Source organism: Methanoregula sp., assembly GCF_023227875.1.
In the GTDB taxonomy this organism is placed as follows: Archaea; Halobacteriota; Methanomicrobia; order Methanomicrobiales; family Methanospirillaceae; genus Methanoregula.
Genome location: NZ_JALOCH010000004.1, coordinates 108,225 through 123,588 on the forward strand (window position 1 = coordinate 108,225; position 15,364 = coordinate 123,588).

Genomic DNA, 15,364 nt, shown 5'->3' on the forward strand with positions numbered 1-15,364 from the left:
TAGAGAGGTTTGAGTCCGGCAATGGCTGAAGTTGTGGAGATGGACGATGCGCGGAAGCGCTATGAATTCAAAAAGACGCTGGAGAAGCTCCAGTCGCAGCAGGGGGACGGGACGGAGCTGATCACGCTCTACATTCCTCCCGACAAGCAGATCTATGATGTGACCAACCAGCTCAAGGACGAGTTCGGGCAGTGCGCGAACATCAAGAGCAAGCAGACGCGGACGAATGTCCAGAGCGCGATCTCCTCCATCCTCTCCCGCCTCAAGTACTACAAGCGCCCCCCCGAGAAAGGTATCGCCGTCTTCTGCGGCACGGTGAAGCTCTACGGCGACCGGACCGACCTCCAGTGCACGATCATCGAACCACCGGAAGCCCTCAACCTCTACATGTACCGGTGCAGCTCCAACTTCGAGCTCGAACCCCTCAGGCAGATGCTCGAGGAGAAGTACGTGTACGGCCTGCTCGTCCTCGACAAGCGTGAAGCATACTGGGGATTCCTGCGGGGCAACCGGATCGAACCGATGGGCGGGGCGAACTCAACCGTGCCGGGCAAGATGCGGAAAGGCGGCCAGTCGGCAGCCCGGTTCGGGCGCCTGCGCGAGATCGCCATCGACGAGTTCTATACAAAAATCGGCGAGCGGTCGAGCGCGATCTTCCTTGCCGAGAAAGATTTTTTCCAACGGTTCAAAGGCGTCCTTATCGGGGGACCGAGCCCGACCAAAGAGGAGTTCGAGAAGGGAGCATATCTCCACCATGAGGTCCAGAAACGGATCATCGGCCTCTTCGATGTCGCTTACACCAACGAGGACGGGCTCGCGGAGCTCGTGGACGCGGCAAAGGATGCCCTCAAGGGCATGACCGTGATCAAGGAGAAGGGGTTCATGGAACGGTTCCTCAGGGAACTTGTCAAGGACGACGGGCTTGCCGCGTACGGCGAGGAAAGTATCCGGCGCAACCTTGAGATCGGTGCCGTCGATATCCTCCTCCTCTCGGGAAACCTCCGCAAGTCGCGGCTGAAGATCAAGTGCCAGAGCTGCGACTACACGAGCGAGAAGACCGTGAATGTTGAGCCGGGAAAAACCATTGCGGATATTTCCCTCGGGAACTGCCCGAAATGCACGGCCCCGATCGTTCTTGAAGAAGAGATCGATATCATTGACGAACTGACAAAACTTGCCGACCAGAGCAGCGCGAAGGTCGAGATCATCTCGGATGATTTCGAGGAGGGATCGATCCTCTTCTCGGCATTCGGCGGGATTGCAGCAATCCTCCGCTACAGGACGGGATACTAAATGCTTCATGACGTGTTCATTACCATTGAGACCGCAATCAAAGAGACCAGCGGCGCTGCGGATGCGCTCCTGACCAACGGGGGAGAGCATGCGGACCTCGCATCGACCGTGGCGTTTGCCCTGGCGAAACAGAAAAAGCAGGCCCCGGTCAAAATTGCACAGGATCTTGTTGATGAGTTAAAAAAGCGCCCGGAACTTTCCGGCATGACGATTGAGGCCACGGGGCCGTACATCAATTTCATATTAGGCAACGCGTACGTCAGCGAGATGCTCAAAGCCGCGGTCCAGCCCGGGTACGGTAACCTCGAAAAGAAGACCACGCGGGTTGTCCTCGAACACACCAGCGCCAACCCGAACGGTCCCCTCCATGTCGGGCACATCCGGAACTCGATCATTGGCGACACCCTCGCCCGTGTATTCCGTAAGGCAGGGTACCCGCTTGAGGTGCAGTATTATGTCAATGACATGGGCCGCCAGATCGCAATCGTGGTCTGGGGGTTCGACAACCTTGACAGTGCCCAGTATCCGGGAGAGAAAGAGGACGCCCACATTGCCCGGGTGTATATTGCGGCAAACCGCGAGATCGAAAAGGATGAGGGGATCACCCAGCAGGTGAACACCCTTATGCAGCTCGTTGAGAACGGTGACCCGGCAACGGTCAGGAAGTTCAGGAAAGAGGTGGCCCGCTGCCTTGACGGGTTCAGGGTCACGATGAAGGACCTCAACGTTGCCCATGACCGGTTCGTCTGGGAGAGCGACTTTATCCGGAACGGGAACACGGAGCGGATTATCAACAAGCTCAAGAGGATGCCGCAGGCCCACGAGGATGAGACACTCTACCTTGACCTCTCTGAATTCGGGTTCGAGAATAAGTATGTCATCCGGCGGAGTGACGGCACTTCTGTTTACGCAGCCCGTGACCTCGCGTTCCATGCCTGGAAAGGCGCAAACTTCGATCGCGTCATCGATGTCCTTGGCGCTGACCACAAGCTGATTGGTGCACAGCTCCAGTGCACCATGAAAATCCTTGGAGAGAAAGTCCCGGAGATCGTCCACTTCGAGTTCGTCTCCCTGCCGGAAGGTTCGATGAGTACCCGGGCCGGCAAGTTCGTCTCTGCCGATGACCTCATCGCCGAGATCCGGAAACGTGCCTTTGATGAGGTAACAACCCGGAGGCCGGAGCTTGATGAAGCGACACGGCGCTCGATCGCACAATCCGTCGGGCTTGCAGCGATCCGCTACGATATCGTGAAAGTCTCACCGGAGAAGAGCACGGTCTTTGACTGGAAGGAGGCGCTGGACTTTGAACGCCAGAGCGGCCCCTACATCCAGTACGCCCATGCCCGGGCCTGCAGCATCCTTGAGAAAGCCGGGGAGTTTGCCGAGTGCTATGATATGGAGACCGAGCAGGAGATCATACTCGCAAAACAGATCGCAAAGTTCCCCATGACCATCGAAAAGGTCGTTGCCGAACTCCGGCCGCACATCCTTGCCACCTATGCCCGGGAACTTGCAGACACGTTCAACACCTTCTATCACTTCGAGCCGGTACTGAAGAGTGAAGGAAAAGTACGGGACCGCCGGCTGACGCTGGTAAAAGCGGTGCAGAACACCTTGAAAGAGTCCCTCGAAACGCTCGGGATCGATGCCATCCGATCCATGTGACCCCCTGAGGAAACAGGGGTACCAGTTTTTTTCAAAGGCCTCGTCAGCAGCGCTCAAACCCTGCATGTGGTGCAAACGGGCGCTGGCCGGCGGGGACATGTGCTACAAGCACCAGTTCTACGGGATCGACAGCCACCGCTGCGTCCAGATGACCCCGACCCTGCGCTGCAACCAGCGCTGCCTTTTCTGCTGGCGGTCGTTTGAGCACGAGCCGAAAGAGGCGGAGGAGTGCCCCCCGGAGACAATCCTTGCCGGCATCCATAAGTACCAGAAGAAGGCGCTCGCCGGCTACAACGCGGTGCTTGACAATACGGTGACGGAGGAGCGGTGGCAGGAGGCGCTCGACCCGAAGCATGTCGCTATCTCCCTCTCCGGCGAGCCGACGCTCTACTCACAACTCCCGGAACTCATCGACCTCTTCAACAGCAAAGGGTACACCACGTTCCTGGTCAGCAATGGTACTAACCCGGATATGCTCAAAAGATGCCATCCGTTCCAGATGTACGTTTCGCTCGATGCACCGGACAAGGATACCTACATGGCCGTCTGCCGCCCGCTCGGGGACTACTGGGAGCGGGTGCAGGAGAGCCTCCGTCTCCTCCGTTCCCGCAGGTCGGCGATCCGGGTCACGCTCGTGAAAGGCCTCAACGATTTCGCCCCGGAGCGGTATGCCACGATCCTGCAGGAGTCGGGCGCAAGTTTTGTGGAAATAAAGGGATATATGTATCTGGGATACAGTAGAAACCGGTTGGCAAGAGAGAACATGCCGGAGCACGCCGAGGTGCGGTCATTTGCGGAGAAGATCGCAGCCGCGTGCGATTACCGGTTCAAGGATGAGAACACACTGAGCAGAGTGGTAGTGCTGGAGCATATGACATGAGATTCAATCCCGAGGACTGGAAACGAAAATCACACGAGAATTTCGAAGGGGCATGGCATGACGGGCCATCGGTCCTGACACCGGCAGCCCATGATGATACCTACCCGTGCAGGGTCTACAAGCGTGCGCAGGCGCACCCGGTCTTTGCCACCATCAACCGCCTTCGCGAGACCTACCTCTCGATGGGGTTCGATGAGGCAGAAGTCCCGGTCATCATCGATGAAAAGGACATCTACCGGCAGTTCGGGCCTGAAGCGATGGCGGTGCTCGACCGCGTCTTCTACCTTGGCGGCCTCCCGCGGCCGAACGTGGGGATCGCCCGGGACCGGCTCGACAAGATCAACGCGATTCTCAGCAAGACGATGCCCTCCGCAACCGAGGAGAAGCTCCGCGAAACACTCCATGCGTACAAGAAATCCGAGATCGATGGCGACGAGCTGACCTTCGAGCTCTCCAAGGTCCTCGAGACCGATGACGGGGTCGTTGTCCATATCCTCGATGCCGTCTTCCCGGAGTTCCGCGAGCTTGCCCCGGAGTCCTCGCGTTCAACCCTCCGCAGCCACATGACAAGCGGCTGGTTCATGACGCTCGGTTCCATCTGGGACAAGAGACCGCTCCCCCTCCGGCTCTTCTCGGTGGACCGTTGTTTCCGGCGCGAGCAGGCAGAAGGGCCGACCCGGCTCATGACCTACCACTCCGCGTCCTGTATCGTTGCCGGTGACGATGTGACAATCGACGATGGAAAAGCGGTGAGCGAAGCGCTCCTCTCCGCATTCGGGTACACCGATTTCCGGTTCCAGCCGGATGAGAAGCGCTCCAAGTATTACATGCCGGATTCCCAGACTGAAGTATATGCCCGCCACCCGGTCCATGGCTGGGTAGAGGTAGCAACCTTTGGCATGTACTCCCCCTCGGCACTTGCCGAGTATGGGGTCGGTGTCCCGGTCATGAACCTTGGCCTCGGTGTCGAGCGGCTGGCGATGATCGCGTACAATGCGAACGATGTCCGACAACTCTGCTACCCCCAGTTCTTCCCCGGGTCCCTGAGCGACCGGGAGATTACCCGGGCTGTGCACCTGCGCGAGGAGCCGGTCTCGGCGGAGGGCAAGATGCTCGCCGCTGCGATCGCAAAAACCGCTGCCGCAAACGGGGCTGCGCAGGGCCCGTGTGCTTTCGATGCCTGGGAGGGATCGATGGGGGGCATGAAGGTGAAGGTCGTGGTGGAAGAGACCGAGTCCAACGCGAAACTCTGCGGCCCGGCCTGCGCCAACGAGATCTTTGTCCACGAGGGCTCGGTCCTCGGGGTCCCCGATGCAGAGAAGTGGCAGCAGGTACGGACCGAGGGGGTGCCGACCGGCATCTCCTATCTCTCTGCGGTATCGGCCCTTGCCGCAGCACGGATCGAGGATGCAGCCCGGTGCGGGAAAGGGACACTGGTCCAGGTAAAGATGGCAAAACTCCCAAGCGATATCAACCTGAAAATCGAGGAGTACGCAATGCGCTTTGTCACCGACAATAAGAAGAAAGTCGATGTCCGCGGACCGGTCTTCCTCTCGGTCCGCTCGGAAGTTATTCCCTGATTATTCCTTTTTTTCCGGATCAGGTTCCGACAGATCCTCGTCAGTCTTGAATCCGTAATTGCCCGGCGGAACATCCATCTCAAACCTCGCCCCCTTACCCGGTATCCCGCATTCCCGGATCCGGATACCGGTGATCGCAAGGATCTCGCGGATAAGGTACAGGCCAAGCCCGGTGTTCTGGAAGTATTCACGCCGGAATATCTTCTCTTTCACTCCGTCCGGCACGCCGACGCCGTTGTCTTCGTACACGATCACCAGGCCGTCCGCACCTTCGCACCAGGAGATACGGATCTCTGATACCGTCTTGCCATGGCGGAGGGAATTTTCCACCAGGTTGTAGAACACCTTCTCCACGAGGGGGTCCGCAAAGATCCCAAGATTGTCACGAGGATAATCGATACGGATACCGGAAAGGTCCACCCCCGATATGGCTTTTTTCACCAGCACATCCATGCTCTGCCACTGGGCGGCATTGCTGCCGATCTCCTGGTACTCCTTGGTGAAGATGATCTGCCCGCGGATGGTCTCCGCCGCATGGCACGCCTTGTCGAGATATTCATCCACCTTCCCCCCCGTGGGGGATTGCCGGGCAAGTTCCAGGTAGCTGAAGACCGCGGTGAGCTGGTTGAGGACATCATGACGGGTGATGGTGTTCATCACACCCAGGTTCCGGTGGGCCTCCACAAGGGCAAATTCCGTATTTTTCTGGGCAGTGATGTCCCGTCCAACCGCCTGGTATTCGGTGGGCTGCGACTGATCGCTGAAAAGAGCCCGGTAGCTCCACTGCTGCCAGAGGGTCGTTCCATCACTGGAGAGCATGCGCGAATCAAATGTCCGGACCGGGTTCTCCCGGGTCAGGCTTCGCAACTGGCTGAAGAACGCTTCCCGGTGGTCCGGAGAGATACTTTCCAGGATGTTCCTTCCCACGATCACGTCATGGGGTTTATCGAAATACGTACAATATGCATCATTGGCAAAGACAATCGTGCCATCCGGGAGGAACCGGAAGATAAATTCCGACTGGTCCTCGACAACACTGCGGTACTGCTTCTCCCGCTCCCTGAGGTCGTCTTCCAGCCGTCTCTGCTGGATCGCCTGGTAGATGAAATGTTTGAGGACCATGAACTCTTTTTTTGGCTCCCGGCCCTTGAGCACATAGAAGGTGGCACCGGTATTCAGGGCATTGATCACGGCCTTGTGGTCTGCCTTCTTTGCAAAGAAGATGAACGGGGTCCGGTTCTTCTCATTGCGCCGCAACACTTCAAGAAAGGTCTGGCCATCCGTTGCGGGCAACCGGTATTCGGAGACAATGATATCGAACCAGGTTGTCCGGAGCAGGTCGATGGCTTCGGGTGCTGAATTGATCGGGACAACAGAGATCCCGCCGCAACTGTCGAGGTACTCTTTGAGGGCCGCCTGAAGAGCCATGTCGGAATCGACGTGGAGCAGTGAGATCATAAAATATATTTATCCTGATTGGTTGCGGGAACACAACAAAGTATTGTCTCCATTCAGGTAATGCACTCATGTACTGTACATGGGGAGGGAAATGCCCTCCGGGGTCAGGCACGTTCCCGGATGAAGATTCGGCGGTGGATGATGCGCCAGGAGAGGATGAGCTGGATGATATCCGTGGGCGTAACCGTTTCCCGCCCCTCGAACATGGCGATCGGGTGGACGCCGGTCTGGTACTCGATGCTCTTCTCCAGCTTATGGATCGTATCGTAGTTCATCTCACCATCGAACGTGAGCACCCGCATCTTCGCGCAGTCCACGAACTGGGTGGAGAACTCAATCAGGAAATCACGGTCATGGAACGAGAGGAGCGAGAAGAGGTCGATATTGAGATCGATATCCGTGATCGTCCGCCGCATCCGGTTCTGCATGAGGGAGATATTGTAGACATTCCGTTCGGGGCCGTTGTCCTTCCCGTACTTTGAGTGCGCGATCCGGATGATCGCATCCGCTTCACACCGCTGCGGCGCGATGAACGTATCATAATCCTTCTCGCGTCGGACAATCTCCTCTGTAACTTCCGTTGAGCTGTAGCCCCGGCGTTCCATGTCGCGGAGCCGTTTCCATGCGTATTTCACCTCTTTCTCCGGGTCGACAAAGATGGAGAAGTCCATCAGTTCCCGGAGGCGAGGGGTGAAGAGCGTGTGCAGCCCTTCAAGGATCAGGATCTTCTGCGGGGAGAATGGAACCGGTGGATCGAACCGGCCGGTGGTGTGGTTGTACACCGGTTTTTCAATGGGGAGTCCCTGCTTCAGCCGGGCGATGTCCTCCTCCAGCTTGGTGAGATTGTTGGTATCCGGGTGGAGGGGAGTGATGTCAAGCCGTTTCCGTTCCTCCCGGTCGTACGTGTGGTAATCATCAAGGGTGATGGTGGATACCAGGGTTGGCCCGAATATCTGCCGGATCGCGTTCGTGAACGTGGTCTTTCCCGACCCGCTGTCCCCCGCAACACCGATGGTGAAGACGATGGGGGAATGTGCAATGATCTCCTTGAAGTTGGGAAGATAGTCCATGGGGTAAGTACCTGTCTGGTGCAGATCCATATTAAGACCCTGTGAATGGTGCTGCACTGGTAATAACAGTAAAATGTGATCTAATTAACACATTTCCAAAGATGGGTTAGAAATAGATAACATTAATATAGATTTGTGTTAGAAATAGATAACATACAAACGTGAAGACCATGAAACCAAGAAATCTCTACCGGATCATGATCGGGGCGCTGATGACCGCAAGTGGCCTTACTGTGCTCGTGATGAGTAATGGGGAGGGAATCATCGGAATCCTCCTTCTCTGTGCAGGCCTTGCGTTCCTGATCACCGGGATCATCCGCCACAGGAGATATGGCGATGACCCGGAATCAGACGAGCGATCGAAGAAGATTGGGGCATATGGGATAACCTATGCGTGGCTCACCGGTCTCCTCTTCATGACCGGCCTCTTCTGGCTGGATGAGCTCAACATGCTCACACTCAGCGTACAGAATGCACTCGCACTCTCGATCCTTGTCCTTGCACTCTCAGCTGTCATCTACCAGATCTGGCTCTTCCGTAATGGGGATGTTGGGTGACAGGGTATTGTCCCTGCATCACTGAGAATAACTATGAAAACGACCAGACCGGGATTACAGGTTCCGGGGATCCTATGCAGACACGGATAAAGGAATACCGCAACAACCTCTCGCTGACCCAGGACGATCTGGCGAAAAAAGTCGGCGTGCGCCGCGAGACGATCGTCTTTCTGGAACAGGGAAAATATAACCCGTCCCTCAAGCTCGCCCATGACGTGGCAAAAACGCTGAACGCAACGATCGACGAGCTGTTTATTTTCGATGATGACAGACAGGATGGTCCGTACGGGCAGGATGGGCCGGCGGCCCGGGTCGTACTGGAGGAATGAGAATACGACGCACTGTACCTGTCGATAATGAGCGTCTCCATCTGGACGAGTTATCCTCCTCTGAGTCCCTCCTTCTTTTTTCAATAGCCTGAAATTTTCTGAAATCCACACGACAACAATTCCGCGCAGTTCATTCAGCTAATCGAACGGTTACAGAAATTCCAACCGCAATTCACGCCCCGTTGACTGTCGAAAATTATTTCGTCACAACCTTTCACCACCAAATATATAATAGACCGCATCGAACCTGAGCTGATCACAAGGTTCGCCGCTGCTCGTATATCCGTAGCGGCCGGGTACACTCGTACCCCGGAGGCTTTGTGGGAAGTATCGCGTGCCGCACCCGCAGGGTCTAAACAAAAAAATCCCCGTGTAGCGAAATGGCCACGCGAGCGCGTACACGACGCGGCGCACTTCCCCGTGTTCAATTACGATTAGGGGACCTGCCGCCCGACGACGTGCCGCAGAACCACAGGAAAACACAGGCTACGATTCAGAAATCCAGGTGAACAACCATGAACAGGAAAAAAGTTCCGGGACCGACCGCGGGCAACAGCGCTGGCGGCCGGAAGATCCGGAGGAGGTGCACTCCGTGAAAGGAGGGACTGATATGCCCCGGGGAATAGCGTTTGCGCTCCCCATCGCAACCCGGAGGGGCCACGTGATGATCTTCATCCCGTCGCTCTTCAACCTCGGCGATTTCATCATCGCGGGGAGCGGCAGGTTCGTGATCGTCCGGATACGATTCGCACAGAAAATTTCCGCGGACATCCGGCAGGTAGAAGCAGAATTAGCCACGACGATTGCAGGGCTCAGGGCCGTCCCCCGTCAGGGGCCGGTCTCCTGCGAGCTCTGGCTGTACTCGCGGTACGGAACGCTCCGGTATTTCAAAGTCGGGGATACGGGCATCGAAGAGATCGACAGTCTCGGGCTGTCACCCGCGGAAACGCCGGTGCTCCCTTTAAAGACCGGATGCGTGGAGACTACAGCGGCCAACGCGGCGACCGTGCCGGCATCGCCGCCCCCACCGGACCCGTACGAGATCTTCCGCCGCTGGCACCGGAAACGGAACGCGGTGCGGAAGGCCGCAGGGATCCGGGATCTCCTCCACCCGGCAATCCTGGAACTGATGTGCCGGGAGAGCAACGGGACAGCAGCAGGAAAGACCGGCAGGAGATCCCCGGCCCGGGCAGGATCGGGGAATGTCGCCGGAGGAAACGGGGAGGGGATCTGAGATGAACCCATCTGAGGCCATTTCAGCCCCCGTCCGGGCCTCCTGCCAGCCGGACCGGCAGGTTCGTTCCCGAAAACCACCTATCGGTTTTGGGATACTGCCATTTTCTCCCCCAATTGGCATAAATGAGCCATTTCCGCGCCCGGAAATAACCACATATGGCAAGCCGTTATTGCGGTTTTTCCGAACCGGACAGGCTGGAGGCCCCGTCCGGAACGCAGCCACCCGGCCACCGGGGGGATCCGTGAGATCCTCCGGGGGATCATTACCCCGGCATTACAGGGGTTGGGAACGGGTATCCGGCATAGGCCCATCTGAGGCCATTTCTGCCTCCTTCAGGCTCTCATACCGGCCGGACCGGCAGGTTCGTTCCCCTAAACCACACATCAGTTTTGGGAAAATGTCATTCTCGCCCCAGATTCGCGTAAATGCACTATCTCCGCGCCCGGAAATAACCACATATGGCAAGCCGTCAGTGCAGTTTTTCCGATCCGGACAGGCTGGACTGCCCCGAAGGGGGCCTTCCGGCGACCGGGGATATCCATGAATGTACCGACGATAAGAATGTTGGAGACCTGTGAGGAGGTCAGTATCCATGACTGAAACAACCAGGAAGAACGATTACCTTGAATTCGATGAAGATGTGCTCGGTGGCGCCGAGCTCCACGTGAAGTTCGTGCGCCACGAGCAGGGGCCGGGCATTATGCTTGAGTTCACGCCGCCGCACCGGCCCGACGGGAAAGAAGAAGGGATCCCGGATATCAACGCCCGCTTGTCCGGTGTCTGCCGGTCGTACATCCTCGACATGGAAGATCAGGCCCGGTTCCGGCTCCTCACGCTCGTTGAGAAAGACGGCGGGATGGACCGGATGCTGTACCGGCTGGTCGTTGCCGGGCGGGTCTCGGACGATAAATCGCGCCGGACCCGGGTCCTCGACCGGATCGATCCGGAGTTCCTTGAGATCGATGCCGGCCTTGCCGGCCGGGCGCTCGCGTGCCGGCAGGAGATCGAGCGGGTACTTGCGGGCGGGAAGCCCCGGCCCCTGCCGGGCGAGCCGGGGCCGGGCGCGGGACGGCACCACCGGGGCGGCAGGCGACCGCGCGATCGGGCGCACAGCCGCGGAGCAGGTACCGGACCGATGGTTGTACAGGGAGGGGTGGCCGGCGATGAGAACCCGGAGAGATCAGAGCCGGTCTTCGAAGTCCTCGGTGCGCCGCAGTATCCCCTGGACGTGCCGGAACTGACCGCCGAGGAGGTCCGGGAGGGCCTGCTCAGGGGACAGGAGTTCCTGGTTCTCCAGATGCAGATCGTGGGAACGATCGAGAAAGGGCCGGACCGGGAATCGATCGCGATGGACTATCTTGCCGCGATCAACCAGAACGCGGTCTCGTCAGAATGGATGCGGGAGAGAACCGGGCTCCTGGCAACCGTCTGCGAGCAGACGATCATGGCCACGGGCTCGCAGACGACGCGCCACCTCTTTGCCTCCCTCCGGAAAAGAGGGGAGGAGGAGAAGTGCCTGTACCGGCTCTCGGTCTGGGCGGCGATGATGGATGACGGCAAACCCCGGTACAGCATCCGTGACGAGATCGACCCGGTCTTCCTGCAGGAAGATCCGGAAGCGGGGACGAGGGCAGCCGAGGCGCGGCGGCTCGCGGCAAAGGTGATGGGGGGGGAGGGATGAAGCTGATCGAAGCGCTCCGCCCGGACATCAGGAAGGATCTGGAACGATCCGGCATCGCCGAGCTCGTCTCGGTCTCGGTGAGTGCGATGGCGGATCCCGACAGGGAAGAGGGCGAGTTCGCGATGAAGATCGATGCCTATGTCGGCGACAATTTCAAGGCCGGGATTCCGGCCATCGATCAGGCGCTCGAAGCAGTCGATGCGATCGCCACGGCGGGGGATGAGGACTTCGCCCCCTCCCTCCGCGACACGCTCCGCGTTATGCTTGGCGGGGGTCAGCCGGGAGCCATCAGGCTGCATGAGGGTGCGGTCAACGATCGGCCGGCCGGGAATCCACCGGATCCGGGGACTCCGGGGAATGTCCCGCTTCCGGGGAAGCCCGATAGCTGCCCACTTGTCTGGATCATGGGATGGTCAGTGGCGACGGACGAACCTGCTGATGCGGCTGCCGATCCCGGGCGACACCACTACAATACGGAAAAGCTTCTCGTGTATTCGGATGATGTAGACATTTCTGAGTTCGTTGACGAAGATTCGTGGACCCGGATCAAGGACCGGATACGGCGGATCGATCTGATTATCGGGGGGATGGTGGCGGGGATGATGGGGGAGGGGTGAGCCGGTTACTTCTTTTTTCTTCCATGAGAATTCAGGAATCTTATTCATCGTCTCTTCGCGATACTATTCTGCAGGATCTTCATGGCGCAATCTTCCAACAATACCAGACTGGACATCACAACTCTCGAAGGCTGGCTCTGGGAGGCGGCCTGTAAAATCCGCGGGGAGATCGATGCCCCGAAATACAAGGACTATATCCTGCCTCTCATTTTTCTGAAGAGGTTGTCTGATGTTTTCGATGATGAAGCAAAAAAGCTTGAGAGTAACTATGGCGGGCGGGAGATCGTGGAAAAGATCCTCGCGGAAGATCACCAGCTGGTGCGTTTCTACCTCCCGGCTGAATCCCGGTGGGATTCCTTAGCCCGGAAGAGCACAGGACTCGGTGAGCATATCACCGACGCGATGCGATCCATCGCCCGGGAGAATCCCAAGCTCCAGGGTTCGATAGATATCGTGGATTTCAATGCGACAGCAGCCGGTCAACGGATCATCACAGACGATTCGCTCAAAACGCTGATCACCGTGATGGGAAAACACCGGCTCGGGCTCGCGGACGTAGAACCGGATATTATCGGACGGGCTTACGAATACCTGCTCCGGAAATTTGCGGAAGGTTCTGGGCAGAGTGCGGGGGAATTCTATACCCCGCGTGAGGTTGCCATTCTCATGGCCCAACTCCTCAATCCGAAACCGGGTGAGGAGATTTATGATCCGTGCTGCGGGTCCGGTGGCCTGCTGATCAAGTGTGCGATGAACTTCCGGGAGCGGTATCACAATGATCCGGAAGTTGCTCCGCTCCAGTTCTGCGGGCAGGAGAACCAGCACGGGACGTTTGCGATGGCGAAGATGAACACGTTCATCCACGACATGGAGGCACAGATCGCGCTGGGCAATACGATGGAGCACCCGGCATTCCTGAAAGCCGAAGGAGCGCTCCGCCCGTTTGATATCGTCACCGCAAACCCGATGTGGAACCAGGATTTCGAGCAGAAAGTCTACGAGACCGACGCATACAACCGGTTCGCGTACGGGTACCCTCCTTCCAGCAGCGCTGACTGGGGATGGATCCAGCACATGTTCGCCTCCTTAAAGAAGAACGGGCGGATGGCCGTTGTGCTCGACACCGGCGCGGTCTCCCGGGGCAGCGGGAATACCGGGAAGAACCGGGAACGCGACATCAGGAAATATTTCGCGGAGCACGATCTCGTGGAAGCGGTCATTCTCCTGCCGGAGAACCTGTTCTATAACACGACGGCTCCGGGGATTGTCCTCGTTATCAACCGGAAGAAGCAGCATAAGGGTGAGTGCCTGCTGGTCAATGCCTCGAAACTCTTCCAGAAGGGGCGACCGAAGAACTTCATGCCGGATGAGAGTATTGCGCAGGTTGCCGGGATTTTCCGGGAGTGGAATGCGGTGGACGGGATCAGCGCTATTGTTTCCGCGGCTGACGTTGCGAAGAACGATTTCAACCTGAGCCCGTCCCGGTACGTTGCGCAGAACGGGAAGGACGAGACGCTCCCCCTGGAGGATGCGGTTGTGCTGCTGCGGGAAGCTGAAGAGGAGCGACGGGACGCGGATGAGAAGTTGAAGAAGGTGCTGGCGGGGCTGGGACTCGGTATTGAGGAAAAACATTAGAGGATAATAGCATGACGTCACCGATTTTTTTGCTGAAGAAGGATGATGAGATCCGCCAGTTGGATCCCAAGATGTATGAAAAAGAAGAAGTCCTGCATTCACTTCTTGCAACCCATCCGAATCTGTTATTTTCAGATTATCCGGATCTGAACGATATCGGATTATTATTGATAAAAAACGAAGCTCCGACCTATGAGTCTGAAGAAGCGGTCAGACCCTCCTGGCTTGATATCCTGTTAATCGGAAATGACTGCATTCCGGTTTTTATTGAGGTAAAACTCAGTACGAATCCAGAAATACGGAGAACGATTGTCGGGCAGGTAATGGAATATGCCGGAAACGCTGTCGCCAACTGGAAGCTTGAAGATCTGCAGGAAATGTTCAGGCAGACCTGTGCAATCCAGAAACGGGATGCAACCGAAGCGCTGGCAGAATTTCTCGGCCCTGATAAGAATCTCGATGAGTTCTGGGATACTGCATATACGAATCTGCGGGCGGGGAAAATCCGCATCGTTTTCGCATCGGATGCCATTCCCCCATCGTTGAAAAATATCGTTCGGTTCCTCCGGAACCAGATGAAACCAGCAGTAATTCTGGCTGTGGATATCCCCCAGTTCATCAGCGAAGAGCACCAGGTTGTTGTGCCAAAAGTATTCGGTCAGACAATCCAGCAGACCGGGATTAAGGGAACAGTCCAGAAGCGGAAATGGAATGAAGCGGATTTCATGGCAGCTCTTCAGAATACAACATCCGAAGACGAAGTCAGGGTTGCCAAGCAAATTCTCACGTGGGCACAGGATCGGAAACTCCGGATTTGGTGGGGCGAAGGCACTCAGGAGGGTTCCTTCTACCCCCTGCTGGATTTCAAACAGGGGCAGTATCAGGTAATTGCAGTGAGGACAAGCGGCCGGAGTGACTTTGAATTCGGGAGGCTCAAGGGGTATACTGCATTTGCGTCAGATGAACAGCGCCTGAAATTTCTTGAGATGATCAATGCTATTCCCGGCATGAATATCCCCGAAAAGAAGATTGCCGGGTACCCGTCATTCACCCTGAGTACGTTAAAGGACCCTCAGGTGTTTGACCAGTTTGTCAGGGTTCTGGATTATTTCCTTGCGCAGATCCGGGGGACGTAATTTTCCCCGGAAACGTGAAGACACAACCGTCCTTCATGAGATCAATAAACAGGTATATAGCCAGAGCACGAATAATACAAGAATAACAGGAGCATGACACCATGTCGCCTTCTACCGTTAAGAAACGTATCTACAACCCGGTGACAGAGAGATACTATGAGATCCGCCAACACTCAAGTAAATTTGGTGAGGCCGGCCAGATCAAAGGATTGTGGAGTTCCAAGAA

The 15,364-nt window shown here is 57.1% G+C and carries 13 protein-coding genes; 11 read left to right on the forward strand and 2 right to left on the reverse strand.

Annotation, left to right across the window (positions count from 1 at the left end; translation table 11 throughout):
• Positions 1-21: 21 nt before the first annotated feature.
• From prf1 to sepS, 4 genes are read left to right on the forward strand one after another with little or no spacing between them, the layout of a single operon-like run.
• Positions 22-1,293, forward strand: a complete 1,272-nt coding sequence (gene prf1, locus M0R30_RS05700; protein WP_292544499.1) for a peptide chain release factor aRF-1 — start codon at positions 22-24, stop codon at positions 1,291-1,293.
• The gene (argS, locus tag M0R30_RS05705) at positions 1,294-2,958 is read left to right on the forward strand and encodes an arginine--tRNA ligase (RefSeq protein ID WP_292544500.1); all 1,665 of its coding nucleotides are present in this window, start codon (positions 1,294-1,296) and stop codon (positions 2,956-2,958) included. It abuts the gene before it with no gap.
• Positions 2,939-3,838 (forward strand): 4-demethylwyosine synthase TYW1, encoded by a 900-nt coding sequence (gene twy1, locus M0R30_RS05710; RefSeq protein WP_292544502.1) that lies wholly within the window; start codon positions 2,939-2,941, stop codon positions 3,836-3,838. The genes argS and twy1 overlap by 20 nt, the downstream gene beginning before the upstream one ends.
• Positions 3,835-5,418 carry an O-phosphoserine--tRNA ligase gene (sepS, locus tag M0R30_RS05715; protein WP_292544506.1) on the forward strand — a complete coding sequence of 528 codons (1,584 nt, stop codon included), beginning with the start codon at positions 3,835-3,837 and terminating at the stop codon, positions 5,416-5,418. The genes twy1 and sepS overlap by 4 nt, the downstream gene beginning before the upstream one ends.
• Here sepS and M0R30_RS05720 read toward each other — a convergent pair whose 3' ends face one another.
• Both M0R30_RS05720 and M0R30_RS05725 read right to left on the reverse strand, forming a co-directional pair.
• The gene (locus M0R30_RS05720; protein WP_292544509.1) at positions 5,419-6,876 is read right to left on the reverse strand and encodes a PAS domain S-box protein; all 1,458 of its coding nucleotides are present in this window, start codon (positions 6,874-6,876) and stop codon (positions 5,419-5,421) included.
• Positions 6,877-6,980: 104 nt separating this feature from the next.
• Positions 6,981-7,946, reverse strand: a complete 966-nt coding sequence (locus tag M0R30_RS05725) for a phosphoribulokinase (protein ID WP_292544512.1) — start codon at positions 7,944-7,946, stop codon at positions 6,981-6,983.
• A 170-nt stretch (positions 7,947-8,116) separates the two neighbouring features.
• On the opposite strand from M0R30_RS05725, the gene M0R30_RS05730 reads away from it, so the two are divergent.
• The 7 genes from M0R30_RS05730 (at position 8,117) to M0R30_RS05760 (ending at position 15,138) form a co-directional block, all read left to right on the forward strand.
• Positions 8,117-8,503: a hypothetical protein gene (locus M0R30_RS05730; RefSeq protein ID WP_292544515.1), complete on the forward strand. Its 387-nt coding sequence runs from the start codon at positions 8,117-8,119 to the stop codon at positions 8,501-8,503.
• A gap of 74 nt (positions 8,504-8,577) precedes the next feature.
• Positions 8,578-8,832, forward strand: a complete 255-nt coding sequence (locus M0R30_RS05735; RefSeq protein ID WP_292544518.1) for a helix-turn-helix transcriptional regulator — start codon at positions 8,578-8,580, stop codon at positions 8,830-8,832.
• 610 nt (positions 8,833-9,442) lie between these two features.
• Positions 9,443-10,066, forward strand: coding sequence for a hypothetical protein (locus M0R30_RS05740; protein WP_292544520.1), 624 nt, complete (start codon positions 9,443-9,445; stop codon positions 10,064-10,066).
• Between the two features lie 595 nt (positions 10,067-10,661).
• Entirely contained in the window at positions 10,662-11,750 is a 1,089-nt protein-coding gene (locus M0R30_RS05745) for a hypothetical protein (RefSeq protein ID WP_292544523.1), read from the forward strand.
• Complete coding sequence (locus tag M0R30_RS05750) at positions 11,747-12,367, forward strand: hypothetical protein (protein ID WP_292544524.1); 621 nt, start codon at positions 11,747-11,749, stop codon at positions 12,365-12,367. Before M0R30_RS05745 ends, M0R30_RS05750 begins: the two co-directional genes overlap by 4 nt.
• Before the next feature lie 81 nt (positions 12,368-12,448).
• The gene (locus M0R30_RS05755) at positions 12,449-14,002 is read left to right on the forward strand and encodes a type I restriction-modification system subunit M (RefSeq protein WP_292544527.1); all 1,554 of its coding nucleotides are present in this window, start codon (positions 12,449-12,451) and stop codon (positions 14,000-14,002) included.
• An 11-nt stretch (positions 14,003-14,013) separates the two neighbouring features.
• Positions 14,014-15,138 (forward strand): hypothetical protein, encoded by a 1,125-nt coding sequence (locus tag M0R30_RS05760; protein WP_292544530.1) that lies wholly within the window; start codon positions 14,014-14,016, stop codon positions 15,136-15,138.
• The last annotated feature ends 226 nt before the right edge of the window (positions 15,139-15,364 follow it).

What these genes read in the sequence shown, in the direction of transcription:
- M0R30_RS05725 (WP_292544512.1), bottom strand. Translation starts at nt 7,946, where the DNA reads ATGGACTATCTTCCCAACTTCAAGGAGATCATTGCACATTCCCCCATC.
- M0R30_RS05755 (WP_292544527.1), top strand. Translation starts at nt 12,449, where the DNA reads ATGGCGCAATCTTCCAACAATACCAGACTGGACATCACAACTCTCGAA.
- twy1 (WP_292544502.1), top strand. Translation starts at nt 2,939, where the DNA reads ATGCCATCCGATCCATGTGACCCCCTGAGGAAACAGGGGTACCAGTTT.
- M0R30_RS05730 (WP_292544515.1), top strand. Translation starts at nt 8,117, where the DNA reads ATGAAACCAAGAAATCTCTACCGGATCATGATCGGGGCGCTGATGACC.
- prf1 (WP_292544499.1), top strand. Translation starts at nt 22, where the DNA reads ATGGCTGAAGTTGTGGAGATGGACGATGCGCGGAAGCGCTATGAATTC.
- M0R30_RS05740 (WP_292544520.1), top strand. Translation starts at nt 9,443, where the DNA reads ATGCCCCGGGGAATAGCGTTTGCGCTCCCCATCGCAACCCGGAGGGGC.
- sepS (WP_292544506.1), top strand. Translation starts at nt 3,835, where the DNA reads ATGAGATTCAATCCCGAGGACTGGAAACGAAAATCACACGAGAATTTC.
- M0R30_RS05745 (WP_292544523.1), top strand. Translation starts at nt 10,662, where the DNA reads ATGACTGAAACAACCAGGAAGAACGATTACCTTGAATTCGATGAAGAT.
- M0R30_RS05760 (WP_292544530.1), top strand. Translation starts at nt 14,014, where the DNA reads ATGACGTCACCGATTTTTTTGCTGAAGAAGGATGATGAGATCCGCCAG.
- M0R30_RS05735 (WP_292544518.1), top strand. Translation starts at nt 8,578, where the DNA reads ATGCAGACACGGATAAAGGAATACCGCAACAACCTCTCGCTGACCCAG.
- argS (WP_292544500.1), top strand. Translation starts at nt 1,294, where the DNA reads ATGCTTCATGACGTGTTCATTACCATTGAGACCGCAATCAAAGAGACC.
- M0R30_RS05720 (WP_292544509.1), bottom strand. Translation starts at nt 6,876, where the DNA reads ATGATCTCACTGCTCCACGTCGATTCCGACATGGCTCTTCAGGCGGCC.
- M0R30_RS05750 (WP_292544524.1), top strand. Translation starts at nt 11,747, where the DNA reads ATGAAGCTGATCGAAGCGCTCCGCCCGGACATCAGGAAGGATCTGGAA.